Origin of the sequence: Tenacibaculum litopenaei, assembly GCF_964514025.1 — a bacterium.
Lineage (GTDB): Bacteria > Bacteroidota > Bacteroidia > Flavobacteriales > Flavobacteriaceae > Polaribacter > Polaribacter litopenaei.
The window spans coordinates 135,542-151,740 of sequence record NZ_CAZEQT010000009.1; the positions used below are offsets into that span (position 1 = coordinate 135,542).

Here is a 16,199-nt window from a genome sequence, read left to right on the forward strand (position 1 = left end):
AAACTCTAAAGTGTTGACCTAAGGGCAACTCTCTTCTTTTATAACTGATGTAAGCCTTCAATTAGGTTTCAAAAATTTCTTAAAAAAAAAGCGTCCAAATTAAAAATTTGGACGCTTTAAGACTTTTATATGATGAAATTCTACCTAAAATATGCTTCATCAAATCGCATGATGGCGTCCTGATATGTATATTTTAGTATGATCATTGGTATAAATTCTTTCTTTGGTTAATGAATGGGGCAAAGATGCACAAAATTCTAATAAGTTCCTAATACTGAAAACTTTTGTTTATTCGAGGGAGTACAGAACGAAGTTTCTCAGGCAAACCCCCTTTTCAGAATCAAGGGTTTTTCCTTATTGCGCCGTGCGTGGAATTCCAGTAAATTGCATAGAGGCCCTCCCCAGAAGTACGAAAGACCCCTTATGGATTTACAAAAAATCCACTGCTCACACCACTTCCTTTAGGGTACGAATACAATAAATTTTACCGCAATTAAAATCCCCCCAGAATATGAAACCCTTCTTTCATTATCCACATTCCCCATCTCTATTCAGTACTATTTTACATAAAAAACTGGAAAAAGTCCGGCAGTTTCACAGCCATACCTCAACACTACAATGAACAAAAACCTAACAAATTCCTTATGATTACTGAAAAAAAACTGCATACATCACTACGTTCCTTCCAGTTTCAAAAAGAACGTATAAAAAAGAGAGCTTCGGCCTATAAAGCTGCAGATCTCTCTTGTATACGAGCCATTGCTCAGGCTGCTCTAAACGTCGAATTATTTACCATCCCTTTGTACATGTGCTCTATGTATTCCATTCAGGGCATGCATCAAATTACCTCCAAAGACAGTAACTTTTATGAAGGCCGCTATTGGCCTGGTGCTGCTCCGGTGGCAAACCCCGATGACAGCGATTACAACGCTCGCGCTTTTAATTTAATTTTTAGTGTTTTCATCGAAGAAATGCTACACCTACAATTGGCCGCTAATATGTCAGCAATGCTGAGTTTTACTCCCAATTTCACCAGTCCTGCATTACAAAGTGACCATTATGGCTGGACCTGCTACCAAGGCACACAAATACCTCACATCTTAGATTTTAAAGACTGTAACGGTGCTTACAGTAAGCTTAGCGTGCAACTCGCCGCCATGAATCGGGAACAAATAGAATTGTTTTTAGCGATTGAAGAAACGGAAACGGAAGCAGCAAAGCACATCGACCCAAAATACCTCCCAGGAGGTGCCGAAGCAAAGTATTTCGAAGAAGCTCCCTTTGACTGGTGGCAACCAGCATACTCCGAAAAAGACCTTCCTCTATTTGGGTCAATAGGTCATATGTACCTCTGTTATTGGAGTTACTTAGAAATCACCTATGACGATGGTAGTTCGCTTCTGGGAATCTTGATGAACGAAAAAAAGCAGGCACAACAACGAGATCAATTTAATCGTGAAACCGATAACCACCCTAAAAAAGAATACCCTGGTATCGATGCACAATTAGAAGAACTCAGTGATATTCGCTACCAGTTTAAAAACATGATCAACGCTATTACAGATCAAGGAGAAGGAAATGGCGTTGTGCAAAGCATCAATGATCGTTGGCAAATTTTTGCCCCCTACGATGCCGTTTCAAAACGATTCCAGCCCGATTCCGAAGCGCTTAAAAAGGACTATCCCGGGTACAATAGCGCGGGTAAACAGACCGCTATTTCCGGACAGGCCTATGCCCGTTCTAAAGCCAGAGCTATCGATCATTACGAGGTATTTGCGCAGGTTCGTGAACTGCTTGAAAAACCAGGCTACCAAACTTGGGATCAGTGGCACAAAGAAAATGAAAACAATCTCAATGCTTGGACAGCGGCTATGCTCAATCCCTCTGGAAAACGTTCTCCCTACGATATTCCTACGGCGCAGCAAGTGGCCGATGCCCTGAATAATTTAAAAAATAGCAATGCAGCGGAAACCTATGAAACACTGAGCCTAGCCGCAGTAGGAACGCTTAAAGGGATCACCACCCAACTCAATGAATACTGGAAAATAAAAGGGAACACTACTGAGTTCCCAAATCCCGCTATGTTCGGTTCCGGTGATCGCGTGGCCATATGCTGGGCAATTACCGGTAAAGTACCTCAACTTTCACTCAATATGAAACCGCTTGCTAATGATCACTTATACCACGCTTGCCAAGGAATGAACCTAATGGGGCCTCACAATCCCGAAGCAGCAGCTGATGTTGGAATCTTTCACAGTTGCAAAGGATCAAATGGCTGTAAAACGCAAGGAGGTTGTGGGTTTGTACAAAGCACAAAAGGCGGAGGTAGTTGCAGTCAAAGTACACCCGCCAACAACACAGATTCGAGTACAACACTTATGAGCGCTCCAGCCAATAACAAATGTGGGGGACTCGGTGGTTGTGCCGTACCTATTTCTGCCTCTCAACTCTACCCAGAACCGAGTGCAGGAGACCGTCAAATTATGCAAGTCTACAATTACGGTCCAGAGCCTCAGTTTAGCTCAGCGCCCATTGGTGAAATTCACTACAAAACAGGAGACCCTGTTTACGAAATTGCCTGGAAAGCCTATGCAAAAGTCATGGAACAACGCGGAACTCCTGTATCGAATACACGTCCTAATGACAGTGATATCCGATTGGCAATGCCACCTTCAACCTAAGAAATGCTAAACCAAGGGAGATACTATATCTCCCTTTTTACGATCAAAACTAATTATTATGAATGTACCCAACCTCGGATTTGGTTTAGGACTTCGTTCTCAACATTTCCCCTATCTCTTACAGCACGATGATGTCACTGTAGACTGGTTTGAAATTATCAGTGAAAACTATATGAACAATTACGGATATGCACGACACGCACTTTTACAGATTGCTGAGAAAGTTCCACTTGTTATGCACGGAGTTTCGTTAAACATCGGCAGTACTGATCCGCTAAATTACGATTACTTAGCAAAGCTAAAATCACTAACGAGCCTTATCCCCCCTCAATGGGTCTCGGATCACCTGTGCTGGACAGGAATAGCTACCCATAATTCACACGACTTACTCCCTTTGCCTTTAACAGAAGAGAGCTTACAACACGTAATCCAACGCGTGCTGCAGGTACAAGATTACCTACAACGCCCACTCGTTCTTGAAAATCCTTCAACCTATTTAGAGTTCCAACAGTCAACACTCAACGAAGCCGCATTTTTCACTGAACTCGTAAAAGCAACTCAATGCGGTATTCTACTAGATGTCAACAACGTCTATGTTTCCGCTCATAATCACGGTTATGATCCTTACGAATACATCCGTTCTTTACCTGCTACTGCCATAGTACAAATACATCTTGCTGGCCCTACAGCAACAGGCGATTTACTCATTGACACCCATGACCAACCTGTACCCGAAGAGGTTTGGAAATTGTATCAACTAGCACAGCAACTCACCGGAGGCGTCGCTACCTTACTAGAATGGGATGCCAACATTCCTGAATACCCAGTTCTGGTGCAGGAACTTTTCAAAGCCAAAGAAGTTATCAAAGGCGTCTTGCCCACTAGGGTCCTCCCTGCTCACAATACACAAATTGTTTCTACGCCTATCAATCATCAACTACAATTCAACGAATCGACACTTTCATGAAAGCACCTTCATTAGCTCAACTGCAAGAACACTTTAAGAACCTACTGATCCATAGAGGTAGTTTACAACAAAAAATAGAGGCCTTCGAATTGGCACTAAGCGCTCCTATCGACACCCTTGTCAAAACCTCGAACAACATCGACCCACAGCGGCGTATTGAAGTATATAGCTCAGGATACGTACTCCGATTGCTAGAATGTATGGAAGCCGACTTTCCCTTACTCAAAAAATTCACAGGTCCCGAACTCTTCAATCTTTTTGCCAAAGCTTACATCATACAACTTCCTTCTACTTCTTGGAGCCTTTACGAGTATGGAGAGGACTTTGCAGCCTACTTGCAAAAAACACGACCCGCAACCGATAGTTTACCAGCCATCTTTCTAGAACTTCCTGCCCTAATTGCCGCTATTGAACGTACAAAAAGTACCGTTTTATTAGCAAAGGGCACTGAGAACATGCTGCTTCCGTCATTACAAGCACTCTACTTTACCCCCTTACTAGCCACAACACATTTTTCGTGTCCCGACAGCGCAGCAATTCTAAAACAGCCCTATCCGATACTCGAGTTACTCGAAGCTTTAGAAAAAGACCAATCGCTTTCTTATCCGGATAAAAAGGATGCTTACCTAGCCATTTCAAGAGTTCAGTATCGCATTCAACATACCCCCCTCACTCCTTGGCAGTACTACTTTTTACTCGGTTCTCAACAAGGAAAATCACTTGCCAAAATACACCAAAGCATACAACCAGTGCAGCCCATGAGTTTCGGCGAGTTCCAAGCGCGATTGGCAATCTGGCTCCCCATAGCTTTCCAAAAAGGCCTGCTAATCGCTTCTTGATTTTATGCGATGATGTAATAGTATTGCGGAGTACAAGAAGCCTACTCCAACAGAAGCGAGGAACCATGTACGGAGCGTGCTTCCGTGTTTCCAGAAGAGCAATACCGCGATGAACACCCCTAATACTCCTACTACAGCAAAATATTGAACTCGGCGTGAAGCTTCAGCTATAAATCGATCATTAGCAATGTCAAAATGCTCTGCTACCTCTTCGATAACAATTCCCTCCCTTTTCAAGTTATTTTTTATTTGTTGTTCTGTAAAAAAATCCAATCGTTGCGCATAAATATACGAGATGACAGATTCGTCCCAAAGTAGTGATGGTTGGCAGTCCTCACCACTTGCAATAAAAACCCCCTCATTTAGGTTGTCCTGATCCTCCAAAACCCAACGCGCTTGTGCTTTACTGGCATTGACAAAGGAATCTACCAGAGGAGCTGGAATCTTTGTACAACTGCTAGCTTCCAACTCCTGTACTAAACGGTAATAGGCTAAAAACCTACTATCGGAATAGCACTCTTCATACCCGTACAACTCCAAAAACTCATTGACAAAACCATTCAGTTGCCTCAAAAGCGAGTCAATTTCTGATCGGGAGGCACTTTTCAACACTTCTTTACTCGTTTCCACCAATAACATCCCCATAAACTTATGAGTTCTCAAAAATTTCACTGCGATCGTTTTTAACGCACTATGTACCTGCTCTTCCCTAAAGTTTAAAGAGAGCAATGCGAACTCCATACTTTTTGAATCTAAAGGACTCGAGCTCTAGGCTATCACCTCATATAATTTTTCTTCCAAGGTGTTCGACGATTCAAAACCGGCCACACTCCTCACCAATAAGCTATTCATTTTCCCTGCTATCTTCATAACCTTTTTTTTATAGCGCAAAATTACGATGCTTATACGCATTGATTTTACGCAGTAAAAAAAACAATCGGTTTTACTGTTTATCAAGTTCTAAACGTATCTTTACCCTGCTGAAAAGCACAAAAATTGTAATTACTTAAAATTTGACTATGACACATGTTACCATGGCTGCTAAACGGTTAGCGGCAATTGCATTATTGGCGGCTCACGTTACGTTGGCCCAAGAACCCCCTAAAAACTGGCATCTTTTAGATCAGCACACGGATCAGTACCCCGGAATAAGCTTACAGCAGGCTTATAAACTCTTAGAAAAAAACAAACTGAAGCCTACTCCCATTATCGTAGCCGTGCTCGACTCTGGAATTGATGTCACTCATGAAGATTTACAACCAGTACTGTGGACCAACACAAAAGAGATAGCCGGTAACGGAATTGATGATGACGGCAACGGATACATCGACGATATTCACGGATGGAACTTTATAGGCGGTAAAGACGGCAGTAGTGTGGAAGCCGAAACCTTAGAGCTCACTCGTTACTACAAACAGTATTCGGCGCAATTCAAAAATAAGAACAAATTCAACATTACTCCCGAGGAACGCGCGGACTTTGCTACCTTTTTAACCTACAAAAAGGCTTATGAAGAAGGCAAAGAGCAACTCCAAAAAAACATAAGTCGCAATCAGGATGAATACGATTTCTTCCACAAACTAATCCCTCCTTTACAAAAGGCTGTAGGACGAAAAATCTTTTCTGAGAAGCAACTAAAACGAACTCGACTAAAAGGAGCTGGGTTACGCGAAAAAAGGGATCGATTTTTAAAGATTTTGGCGAGGAACAGTGCTAAACAATTAACTTCTGAAAAACTTATCAAACACTACGAAGATTTAACTTCGCGTATGGAAGCTATGCAACGACGTTTGGACTACAACTACAGCTTGACCTTTGACGGTCGAAAACTCATCGGCGATACTCCCAACGACCTACACGAAAGGCACTACGGGAACAATGACTTGAGTGTACGATCAGAACACGGTACCCACGTTGCTGGTATTATCGCTGCCAAACGCGACAATCAACTTGGGATTCAAGGCATCGCAGAAGGGGTTCAAATCATGGCCATCAGATCGGTTCCTATGGGCGATGAAAAAGATAAAGACATCGCAAATGGAATTCGCTATGCCGTTGACAACGGCGCTAAAATTATCAATATGAGTTTTGGGAAAAATCACTCCCCTAACAAACAACTCATTGACGATGCCGTGCAATACGCGCAGCAAAAAGGCGTACTTTTAATCCACGCCGCGGGTAATGATCATAAAAATACCGATTACTTTCCGAATTTTCCGACAGCTCTGTTCAACGATTCAACCTTGGCCAGTAACTGGTTAGAAATTGGTGCTAGCTCACATGACAAGGACAATCTCGCAGCTGAATTTTCGAACTACGGAAATCACGGAGTCGATATTTTTGCTCCTGGGGTTGATATTTACGCGTGCATTCCTGGAAGTACTTATGACACGCGTAGCGGAACGAGTATGGCTGCTCCGGTAGCAACAGGTGTCGCGGCTTTGCTCTTAACGCACTTTCCAGAATTGACTCCTGAAGAACTGATTCTGATTATCAAGCGATCGGGAATACGCATCCAATCAAAAGTCAACAGGCCTGGAACTACGGAGAAAGTTCCTTTTAAAAATTTATGTAAAACCGGAAGAATCGTAAACGCATTCGAAGCGGTTAAACTCGCCTTGAATCGCCAAAGCAATAACTAATCCAAAAGGGGAGCCTGCTCCCCTTTTTTAACTACTACCTATGGCCGTCAATAAAAATGCTTTAATAAGATACAAAACCATAGATCAATGCCTGCGTAACACGCTAAAAAAGTGGACGCTCAACGACCTGTTAGTCGCTTGTTCGGATGCCTTGTATGAATTTGAAGGAAAACACAGTGATGTCAGCAAGCGCACGCTTCAACTCGACTTACAACTCATGCGAAGTGATAAATTGGGGTACAATGCTCCCATTGAAGTATACGAGCGTAAATACTATCGCTACGCTGACCCTGATTACAGCATTACCAAACTCCCTTTAAAAAAAGACGATGTTCACTTAATTAAGGAAGCGGTTGCGGTACTTAAACAATTCAAAGATTTTTCATTATTTAGTGATATTCAAGGAATGATTCACCGTATTGAAGGCTCTGTTCTAGGTGCCGAAGACGCGGGAAAAACCATTATCCACTTTGACAAAAACGAACATCTAAAAGGCCTAGCCCACATCAATACCTGTTATCAAGCCATAAAAGAAGAACGGGTATTGACCATCGTTTATCAATCATTTAAAGCCTCAGAGGCCTACAGTAGAATACTCCATCCACAATTTTTAAAAGAATACAACAATCGATGGTTTTTATTTGCTTTGGAAAAGCATCGATTGATCACGCTAGCCTTAGACAGAATTCAAGAAATACAACTCTGTACCTCCGAACCCTATCGGGATGCGGCACTGGATCCAGACCGTTACTTCAAAAATGTTGTCGGAGCCACTGTACACAATAGAAGACCCATAAGAATTCAATTCAAGGCAGATGCAAAGATGAGTCCTTATATAGCCACCAAACCTTTTCACAGTACACAGCGTTTGCTTCATACGGATGAGACCGGCAGTATCTTCAATATTTTCGTCATTCCTAATTTTGAATTGGAACGGCTATTTTTAGGATATGCTAATCACCTTGAGATTTTAAAACCTGAGCGTTTTAGACAACGCATTGCCGAGCAACTTAAACAAGCGGCAGCCCTATATAGCTAACGAAAAGGTTTTAAACAATAGGCACATCCTATAAAAATGAGTTCTTTCCAGAGCGCAAAATACAAGTAGCAAATTCCCCATAGCAAATACTTACACAAGGTATACACTATTAGAATGAGCTCAATAGCCAAACTATTGAGCTCATTCCTTTTTCCTTTTTCAATTTTCTTTTTCGACAGAAGCCGAGCTTCTTTTTTTCTTAGCAAAATTCCCCTCTACTTACTTCCTAATAACAATATTTCTTGACATACGACTTCAGTGATATAGCGCTTTACACCATCGCTATCCTCATAGGAACGCGAGGTCAACTTGCCCTCAATCATCACTTCTTTTCCTTTTTGGGCGTACTGTTCTATAATGGTAGCAGTTTGGTTCCAGGCAACAATGGAATGCCATTGGGTATCCGTTACCTTTTGTCCGTGTGCGTTCTTGTAAGTTTCATTCGTTGCCAATGAAAATTTCGCCAACTTTTTACCGCTGTCTAATGTGATTATTTCTGGATCATTTCCTAGGTTTCCAATCAACTGTACTCTGTTTTTTAGTGCGTTCATAATATAAATTTTTATCGTTTAACAGTTAAGACTTTGCCCTTATTCTCAAGGACACTGCAAATATCGGGCAGTGACCAAACCCAAAGCGGTTGTTAACTGTTTGTTTTCGTTTGTAATTGAATGTAATCGTTTTTGATTAACTAAGTATTTACTACCTTCGCAGTACTGCCCTGCTTTTGATACCGGAGTCAATGGTAGAATTCTTATATTTGAACACTATGGAAGAAAAACAATGCTTGGAATGCCGTGAAAAAGTAATTGGTAGGATTGACAAAAAATTCTGCTCAGACTACTGTCGAAATTCTTTTAACAACAAAGTCAATAAGGAAAGTAAAAATCTCATTCGAAATACGAACAACCGCTTGCGGAAGAATTATAAAATTCTCTGTGAACTCAACAGTCACGGAAAGACTAAAGTATCGAGAAGAAAATTGTTTGACCGCGGCTTTGATTTTAAATTTATGACATCGATCTATACCACAAAAGCAGGCAACACCTACTTTTATGTGTATGATCAGGGCTATTTAGAATTGGAAAATGAAGTGTACTTACTCGTCAAGCAAGAATAAATTATTTCCAAGTATTTCCCTTGAGCTTAACGGCTGCTTTTAGCACGTCTTTTTGACTGATAAGCCCAATGAGTTTACCGTTTTCCAGAATGGGAAATCGCCTTCTCCTAGAATCGAGAAACTTGTTAGCCGCATCAAATATATTCATGTTAGCATCAATGGTTTCCACCTCGGTATTCATGGCTTTCTCGACGGTATTATTCTTGTCTATTGGCAGGTTGTAGTACCTACTTTCGGAAATTTGTTTAATGCAGTCACCCTCCGAGATAATCCCTATAAGTTCGTTCTGTTCATTGACGACAGGTCCTCCTGAAATTTTGTTCTGAATTAAGGTCTCAATTACTTCTTCAATGGTTTGAGAGGCTTTAAATGAAATGATCTTAGTACTCATGTAATCGGAAACCAGAATTGGAGTATGCTCCTTCGGTGTTGTTCCCGAACGCTTTCCTTGAAAGTTTATTATTCCCATATTTTTGAATATTAGCCACTAAATATACTGATTTTTAATCAGTTAACACAACAAGGCAAAATACTGGAATATTTGGGTATCTTTAGAACACTAAAAAACCAACCCATGAAAAGAACTAACCAGCTACTAGGCCTCATCATTCTAGTACTTACCGTCGTTTGGAGTATTAACGACAGTATTCCCAGTGAAACTTCAAGTAAAGATTTGGAGAAGGCAACTGGATTTTCGATGCCCCACGCCCTTTATCACCTAAAGAACATTTCTAAAAAGGCCCACTTTACAGGAAGCCAAGAGCACAAAATCGTTCAGGAATATTTAGTTACCGAATTAAAAAAGCTCGGACTTCGTCCAGAAATACAGGTTAAAACAACGATTAACAACAAATGGAAGGCCAGTACTACCACCGAGAATATCATTGCTAAAATCAAAGGAAAAACAGCCGGAAAAGCCTTGCTATTGTTATCGCATTACGATTCAAATCCCCACTCTTCGCTCGGGGCCAGTGACGCTGGATCTGGAGTGGTCACTATTTTAGAAGGGGTACGTGCCTTTATGGAACGAAATGAAGCTCCTCTCAACGATATCATCCTCGTATTTTCAGATGCCGAAGAGCTCGGGTTATTAGGAGCCCAAGCATTTGTCGACCATCATCCTTGGGCCAAGGATATCGGTTTAGTACTCAATTTTGAAGCTAGAGGTAGCGGGGGCAGCAGTTATATGCTCATGGAAACCAATGGTAAGAACAAGCGTTTATTGGAGGAATTTTTACGTGCCAACCCCAACCATCCAGCAGCGAATTCACTCATGTACAGCGTTTATAAGATACTGCCAAACGATACCGACTTAACTGTTTTTAGAGAGAAGGGAAATATCAACGGATTTAATTTTGCTTTTATCGGTGATCATTTTGATTACCACACCGCTCAGGATTCATACGACCGCATGGATAGGAGTTCACTGCTCCACCAAGCAGAGTACCTCATGTCTTGTTTGGATCACTTTTCTAAAATCGACTTGGCACTATTGGACAGTGATAAGGATTTGGTATTTGTCAACTTCCCAATTATCAAAATGCTCAGCTATCCATTTTCTTGGATATATCCCATGCTCCTATTTGCATGGATTAGCTTTGTCGTTTTATTGTTTTTTGGTTTTCGAAGTGAAAAAATCACGCTAAAGGGCAGTATCACAGGGTTCGCTCCCTTTGTAATCTCTTTGCTAGCCACTGGAGCACTCTGTTTTGGTCTGTGGCAGCTTCTCTTGGTTATTTTTCCACAGTACCGCGATATGTTACACGGATTCACTTATAACGGTTATCAATATATTACCGCATTTACCTTAATGAGCTTTTGGATACTTTTAAAAACCTATCGCTATTTCAGATTTCAACCCACCGATGATTTATACATCGCCCCTATCTTTATTGGCTTACTTTTAAATATAGCCATCGCGGAATATTTACCTGGTGCTGCTTTTTTAATTATTCCCGTACTGATGGCCATGGCGATCTTAGCTATTCGCTTATTTTGTGTCGATGCACGTAACCAGCGCGAAGTACTGATAGCTGTCTTGGGAATACCCACCGTATACATGTTAGCTCCAATGATCAAATTGTTTCCTGTTGGACTGGGCTTAAAAATGCTAGCTATCGCTGGAATTTTGAGTAGTTTACTGTTTGGCTGGCTACTCCCTGTAGTGCTCCCGAGTAAGAAAAAGAGCACCTTGCAATGGCTAGTGGGGATGGCAGCAATCTTCTTTTTTATCCAAACGAGCATCAACAGTGGATTCTCAGTGGATGCCAAAAAACCGAACAGTTTGGTGTATGTTCAAAACGGTATTGACAGCACCGCTCATTGGGCTACTTACAACCATACGCTCGATGCCTATACCTCGCAAATTTTCGACGAGGGCTTACAAACAGGTACTCTTGAAGGATCAGAGGGAATGAGTAAGTACAACACAAAATACTCCGCTGTTAAAAAGACAGTAAACAGAGGGATAAAAACCGCTAAAATCGAGGTTTTGAACGATACTATTATCGACGGGAAACGACATTTACAATTCAGTATACAGCCGCGTAGAAAGGTGGCTAAATTTGAATTTTACAACAAGGTACCGCTTACTCTTAGCAAACTTTGTGTCAATGGAGCCTCTTACAAAGAGGGAGCTGCCTTTGAGGCCGGTAAAGGATCATTATTAATATATCAAATGGCCAACAGTGACAAAGAGCTCACCCTATCAATGGAGGTAGCCGGTACTCGTAAACCAGAAATCCTTATCAACGAAATTTCCTACGATTTGCTACAGCATCCAAAATTTAATATAAAGCCTCGTGACGAGCAGATGATGCCCATGCCGTTTGTTATCAACGACGCCATAATTACAACGCAGTTACTCCCCTTATAAACCCAAAAAAGCTCATCGAAAACGATGAGCTTTTTTTATTCTTGTATTTGTATTACCTACTTAATTTGAGATACGCGTAAGGTGTTTACCATCCCCTTTTCTTGCACCGGCATTGATGAGAGGTTGATCATAAAATCACCTGATTTTACATAGCCTTTTTCCTTGGCTATTTCGTTGATATCTTCAATGGTATCATCAGTACTCAATTCTCTGTCGTAGTGATAGGCACGTACTCCCCACAACAAATTCAATTTTCCTAAAATTCGCTTTTCAGACGAAAAAGCCAATACGTGTGCTTTTGGACGCCAAGCAGAAATTTGGAACGCTGTATAACCACTATTTGTCAAAGTAGAAATGGCTGAGGCTCCGATATCATCAGCCATCAAGGCTGCGTGATGACAAACCGACTTTGTAATAAAGCGATTCGTGCGAATATGTGGTGGTTCTTGTGGTACTTTAATCAAATCAGAATACTCCACACTACTGATAATTTCCGACATTTTTTTAATTACGCGCACTGGGTGCTTCCCTACCGAAGTTTCTCCTGATAACATTACGGCATCCGCACCATCCATGATAGAGTTTGCCACATCGTTAACTTCAGCACGCGTTGGCACTGAATTATCGATCATAGTTTCCATCATTTGCGTGGCGATAATCACTGGAATTCTAGCTTGTTTTGCTCTGCGCACCAAACTCTTCTGAATTAGGGGTACGTCTTGCATCGGAACTTCCACTCCGAGGTCTCCACGTGCCACCATTAATCCATCGCAATAAGGAATCAACGCATCGATATTCTCTACCGCCTCTGGCTTTTCTATTTTTGCAATTACAGGTACTCTGTAACGAGATTTTTGCTTGATAAGATCGCGTAGCATGCGCAAATCTTCAGGAGTTCTCACAAAAGAAAGCGCAACCCAATCTACTTCTTGTTCCAACGCAAACACCACATCTTTTTTATCCTTTTCTGTCAACGCAGGTAAAGAAATATTGGTATTCGGGAGATTTACTCCTTTTTTAGATTTTAAAGGCCCTCCAACTATAACTTTCGTCTCAACCGCAGTTTCTTTATCGGTCGCTATAACTTCAAATTGTAGCTTCCCGTCATCTACCAAAATTTGTTCTCCAACTTTTACGTCTTTTGGGAAACGTTGATAGGTCATAAACGCTTTTTCTGCAGTTCCTATACACTCTTCAGTAGTGAAAACAAAGGAATCTCCTGCCTTTACTTCAACACCTTCTTCCATAATACCTACACGTAACTTTGGGCCTTGCAAATCGGCCAAAATGGCTACGTTATAACCGTTCTCGTCGTTGATTTCTCTAATTTGTTCGATGCGCTTTTTTACGGTATCGTAATCGGCGTGCGAAAAATTAATTCTAAATACATTCACTCCCTCTGCAGCCATCTTAGTTAAAATTTCTTTAGTGTTCGTGGCAGGACCTAAAGTGGCTACAATTTTGGTTTTCTTGTTATATGGCATAGGTTAAAAAATTAAAAAATCTTTTGATTTTAGCGTATTGACATCTATTTGATAAGAAGTGATAATTTGAGGCAAACGTTTAATAGTCGTTGCGAGCTCTTCGATAAAGTGCTCTTCAAAATCCCCTTCTATTTTTACAAAATAATCTACTTTACTCTTCTCCGGTACTAGGTACTTCAGTACGGTCTTTTCCGTAAACAATTCGATTCCTTCCGTTTTCTGCTTCTTTCTATCTACATTACTAATCAGGAAACAGTTTCTCTCCGCGTTAAAATACTCAAATACGGAAAAAGAAGCGACGGTATCTGTATTGAATTGAATATCCAGACAGTATTTTGCTTGAGTAAACAAAAAACCGAGTGTACTATTTAGCAAATATGCCAGCTTGTAATCACTGAGGGTGGTATGAATTCCGATGAGGGCACAATCACAGTTCCCAAACTCATTCATATCCAACTCATAAACAGGCATTGCTAATCACTTAGTTTTTTTGCTAAGTTAATGAATGTAGTGAAAATACAATATGAAATTAACGAAAAGGTTTTCGCGCAGTTTGTTAAGAATTCTTCATTCTATCCTGCATTGCGTAATACACGCGCTTTGCAGCAATTTCCTCTGCTTTTTTCTTAGAAGTGGCCCTTCCTTTAGCGATCATAATACCATCGATACTGACGCGTACGCTAAAGTGTTTTTTACTTTGATTTCCGGTATCTTCATAAGAGTCAAAGCTGTATTTCTTCTTATTTTTTTGACACCATTCGATAATATAGCCTTTATAGCTCGAAATTTTACCTTCGAGGCGTTCTATATCGACATAGGGTAAGATAACTTGTTCGTAAATAAACTGATGGCAGTAATTGTATCCGCGGTCTAAATAAATGGCTCCGATGAGCGCTTCAAAAATATTTCCGTGAATGTTATTACTAATCTGGTTGTTGGTAATATTGCTTTTGACAAAGCGGATAAGGTCGAGGTCTTTTCCCAAAGAGTTGAGGTGGTCTCTACTCACCACCTTCGACCTCATTTGAGTAAGATATCCTTCGTCTCCTTCAGGGACTTTTTTATAAAGATAGGAAGCGATGACCGATCCGAGAATGGCATCGCCTAAGAATTCAAGTCGTTCGTAATTGATAGGATTTCCTTTAGCATCTACTAACTTCAGTGACCTATGCGTAAAAGCTTTCTTGTAATGAGAAAGCTTTATAGGTTTAAAATTGAGCAGTTCTTTCAATTCGTAGTAAAAGTTTTCATCCTCTTTATTTTGGGGTCTAACTATTCTACGAAGGAAATTCATACGCCTTTTAGTCTAGTTTTTTAAATGCAACACACGCGTTGTGTCCTCCAAAACCAAAAGTATTACTCATCGCTACTTTAATCTCTCTCTTTTGAGCTTTGTTTAAAGTCAAATTAAGGTCTGGATTAATATTTTCATCAACAGTACTGTGGTTAATCGTTGGAGGTACTACACCGTGCTCCATCGCCATAATTGAAGCGATAGCCTCAATAGCTCCGGCAGCTCCTAGTAGGTGTCCTGTCATCGATTTGGTAGAGTTGATGTTAATATTCTTGGCGTGGTCACCGAATACTTCCGATATTGCTTTTAATTCAGCAACATCCCCTAATGGAGTAGAGGTTCCGTGAGTATTGATGTGGTCCACGTCTTCTGGTTTTAAACCTGCGTTTTCTAAACAGTTTTTCATCACGGCAATTACACCAATTCCTTCCGGGTGTGGCGCCGTCATGTGGTGCGCATCAGAAGAAAGGCCTCCACCGACTACTTCTGCGTAAATTTTTGCACCTCTTGCTTTGGCATGTTCGTATTCTTCTAATACAATAGCTCCTGCTCCTTCCCCTAAAACAAAACCATCTCTTTCCGCATCAAATGGTCTCGATGCTGATTCTGGACTCTCGTTTCTCGTTGATAAAGCATGCATTGCATTAAAACCTCCCATACCTGCAATAGTTACGGCTGCTTCACTACCTCCGGTAACTACTACATCACAATGACCTAAACGAATGTAATTTAAGGCATCAATCATGGCATTCGCCGATGATGCACACGCAGATACTGTCGTGTAGTTAGGCCCCATAAATCCATTCTTGATAGAAATGTTTCCTGGAGCAATATCTGCAATCATCTTAGGAATAAAGAACGGGTTAAACTTAGGAGTACCATCTCCTTTCGCATGACTCAAAACCTCCTCTTGGAAAGTTTCTAATCCACCAATTCCTGCTCCCCAAATTACACCTACGCGTAATTTGTTTACCTCGTCAAGGTTTAATTTCGCATCTGCAATTGCCTCATCTGAAGCGACCATTGCATACTGCGTAAATTTATCCATTCTACGTGACTCTCTTCTGTGGATGAAGTCGTTCACGTTAAAGTTTTTTAGCTCACATGCGAAACGAGTCTTGAACTTGGCAGCATCGAAATACGTAATAGGTGCTGCTCCGCTAACTCCGTTAACTAAGCTGTTCCAATATTCTTCTTTATTGTTTCCTATAGGCGTTAATGCGCCAAGTCCAGTTACTACAACTCGCTTTAATTGCAT

14 protein-coding genes are annotated in these 16,199 nt (G+C 41.0%); 7 read left to right on the forward strand and 7 right to left on the reverse strand.

Annotated features, from left to right (window positions below):
- The first annotated feature begins 644 nt into the window (after positions 1 to 644).
- From ACKTS5_RS18830 to ACKTS5_RS18840, 3 genes are read left to right on the forward strand one after another with little or no spacing between them, the layout of a single operon-like run.
- Positions 645 to 2,681 (forward strand): ferritin-like domain-containing protein, encoded by a 2,037-nt coding sequence (locus ACKTS5_RS18830; protein ID WP_408045437.1) that lies wholly within the window; start codon positions 645 to 647, stop codon positions 2,679 to 2,681.
- A gap of 58 nt (positions 2,682 to 2,739) precedes the next feature.
- Positions 2,740 to 3,648, forward strand: a complete 909-nt coding sequence (bufB, locus tag ACKTS5_RS18835; RefSeq protein ID WP_408045438.1) for an MNIO family bufferin maturase — start codon at positions 2,740 to 2,742, stop codon at positions 3,646 to 3,648.
- Entirely contained in the window at positions 3,645 to 4,487 is an 843-nt protein-coding gene (locus ACKTS5_RS18840; RefSeq protein WP_408045439.1) for an HvfC/BufC family peptide modification chaperone, read from the forward strand. Before bufB ends, ACKTS5_RS18840 begins: the two co-directional genes overlap by 4 nt.
- Here ACKTS5_RS18840 and ACKTS5_RS18845 read toward each other — a convergent pair.
- The gene (locus tag ACKTS5_RS18845) at positions 4,473 to 5,228 is read right to left on the reverse strand and encodes a hypothetical protein (RefSeq protein WP_408045440.1); all 756 of its coding nucleotides are present in this window, start codon (positions 5,226 to 5,228) and stop codon (positions 4,473 to 4,475) included. The genes ACKTS5_RS18840 and ACKTS5_RS18845 overlap by 15 nt on opposite strands.
- Positions 5,229 to 5,506: 278 nt before the next feature.
- Between ACKTS5_RS18845 and ACKTS5_RS18850 the strand changes: the two genes are divergently transcribed.
- Together ACKTS5_RS18850 and ACKTS5_RS18855 are read left to right on the forward strand one after the other, a co-directional pair.
- On the forward strand, positions 5,507 to 7,129 hold the full coding sequence (locus tag ACKTS5_RS18850) for a S8 family peptidase (protein WP_408045441.1): 1,623 nt from the start codon (positions 5,507 to 5,509) through the stop codon (positions 7,127 to 7,129).
- Between the two features lie 40 nt (positions 7,130 to 7,169).
- Positions 7,170 to 8,168, forward strand: a complete 999-nt coding sequence (locus tag ACKTS5_RS18855; protein ID WP_408045442.1) for a helix-turn-helix transcriptional regulator — start codon at positions 7,170 to 7,172, stop codon at positions 8,166 to 8,168.
- Between the two features lie 215 nt (positions 8,169 to 8,383).
- Here the strand turns inward: ACKTS5_RS18855 and ACKTS5_RS18860 are convergent, their stop codons facing one another.
- Positions 8,384 to 8,719: a single-stranded DNA-binding protein gene (locus ACKTS5_RS18860; protein ID WP_408045443.1), complete on the reverse strand. Its 336-nt coding sequence runs from the start codon at positions 8,717 to 8,719 to the stop codon at positions 8,384 to 8,386.
- Positions 8,720 to 8,937: 218 nt separating this feature from the next.
- On the opposite strand from ACKTS5_RS18860, the gene ACKTS5_RS18865 reads away from it, so the two are divergent.
- Positions 8,938 to 9,288: a hypothetical protein gene (locus ACKTS5_RS18865; RefSeq protein ID WP_408045444.1), complete on the forward strand. Its 351-nt coding sequence runs from the start codon at positions 8,938 to 8,940 to the stop codon at positions 9,286 to 9,288.
- Position 9,289: 1 nt separating this feature from the next.
- Here ACKTS5_RS18865 and ACKTS5_RS18870 read toward each other — a convergent pair whose 3' ends face one another.
- Positions 9,290 to 9,757 (reverse strand): CBS domain-containing protein, encoded by a 468-nt coding sequence (locus tag ACKTS5_RS18870; RefSeq protein ID WP_408045445.1) that lies wholly within the window; start codon positions 9,755 to 9,757, stop codon positions 9,290 to 9,292.
- Between the two features lie 105 nt (positions 9,758 to 9,862).
- On the opposite strand from ACKTS5_RS18870, the gene ACKTS5_RS18875 reads away from it, so the two are divergent.
- On the forward strand, positions 9,863 to 12,163 hold the full coding sequence (locus ACKTS5_RS18875; RefSeq protein ID WP_408045446.1) for a M28 family peptidase: 2,301 nt from the start codon (positions 9,863 to 9,865) through the stop codon (positions 12,161 to 12,163).
- Between the two features lie 56 nt (positions 12,164 to 12,219).
- Here ACKTS5_RS18875 and pyk read toward each other — a convergent pair whose 3' ends face one another.
- The 4 genes from pyk to fabF form a co-directional block, all read right to left on the reverse strand.
- A complete protein-coding gene (gene pyk / locus ACKTS5_RS18880) occupies positions 12,220 to 13,647 on the reverse strand; it encodes a pyruvate kinase (protein ID WP_408045447.1) in 1,428 nt (475 codons plus the stop codon).
- A gap of 3 nt (positions 13,648 to 13,650) precedes the next feature.
- Entirely contained in the window at positions 13,651 to 14,118 is a 468-nt protein-coding gene (locus tag ACKTS5_RS18885) for an IPExxxVDY family protein (protein WP_408045448.1), read from the reverse strand.
- An 85-nt stretch (positions 14,119 to 14,203) separates the two neighbouring features.
- On the reverse strand, positions 14,204 to 14,941 hold the full coding sequence (gene rnc / locus ACKTS5_RS18890; protein WP_408045449.1) for a ribonuclease III: 738 nt from the start codon (positions 14,939 to 14,941) through the stop codon (positions 14,204 to 14,206).
- A 7-nt stretch (positions 14,942 to 14,948) separates the two neighbouring features.
- The gene (gene fabF / locus ACKTS5_RS18895; protein WP_408045450.1) at positions 14,949 to 16,199 is read right to left on the reverse strand and encodes a beta-ketoacyl-ACP synthase II; all 1,251 of its coding nucleotides are present in this window, start codon (positions 16,197 to 16,199) and stop codon (positions 14,949 to 14,951) included.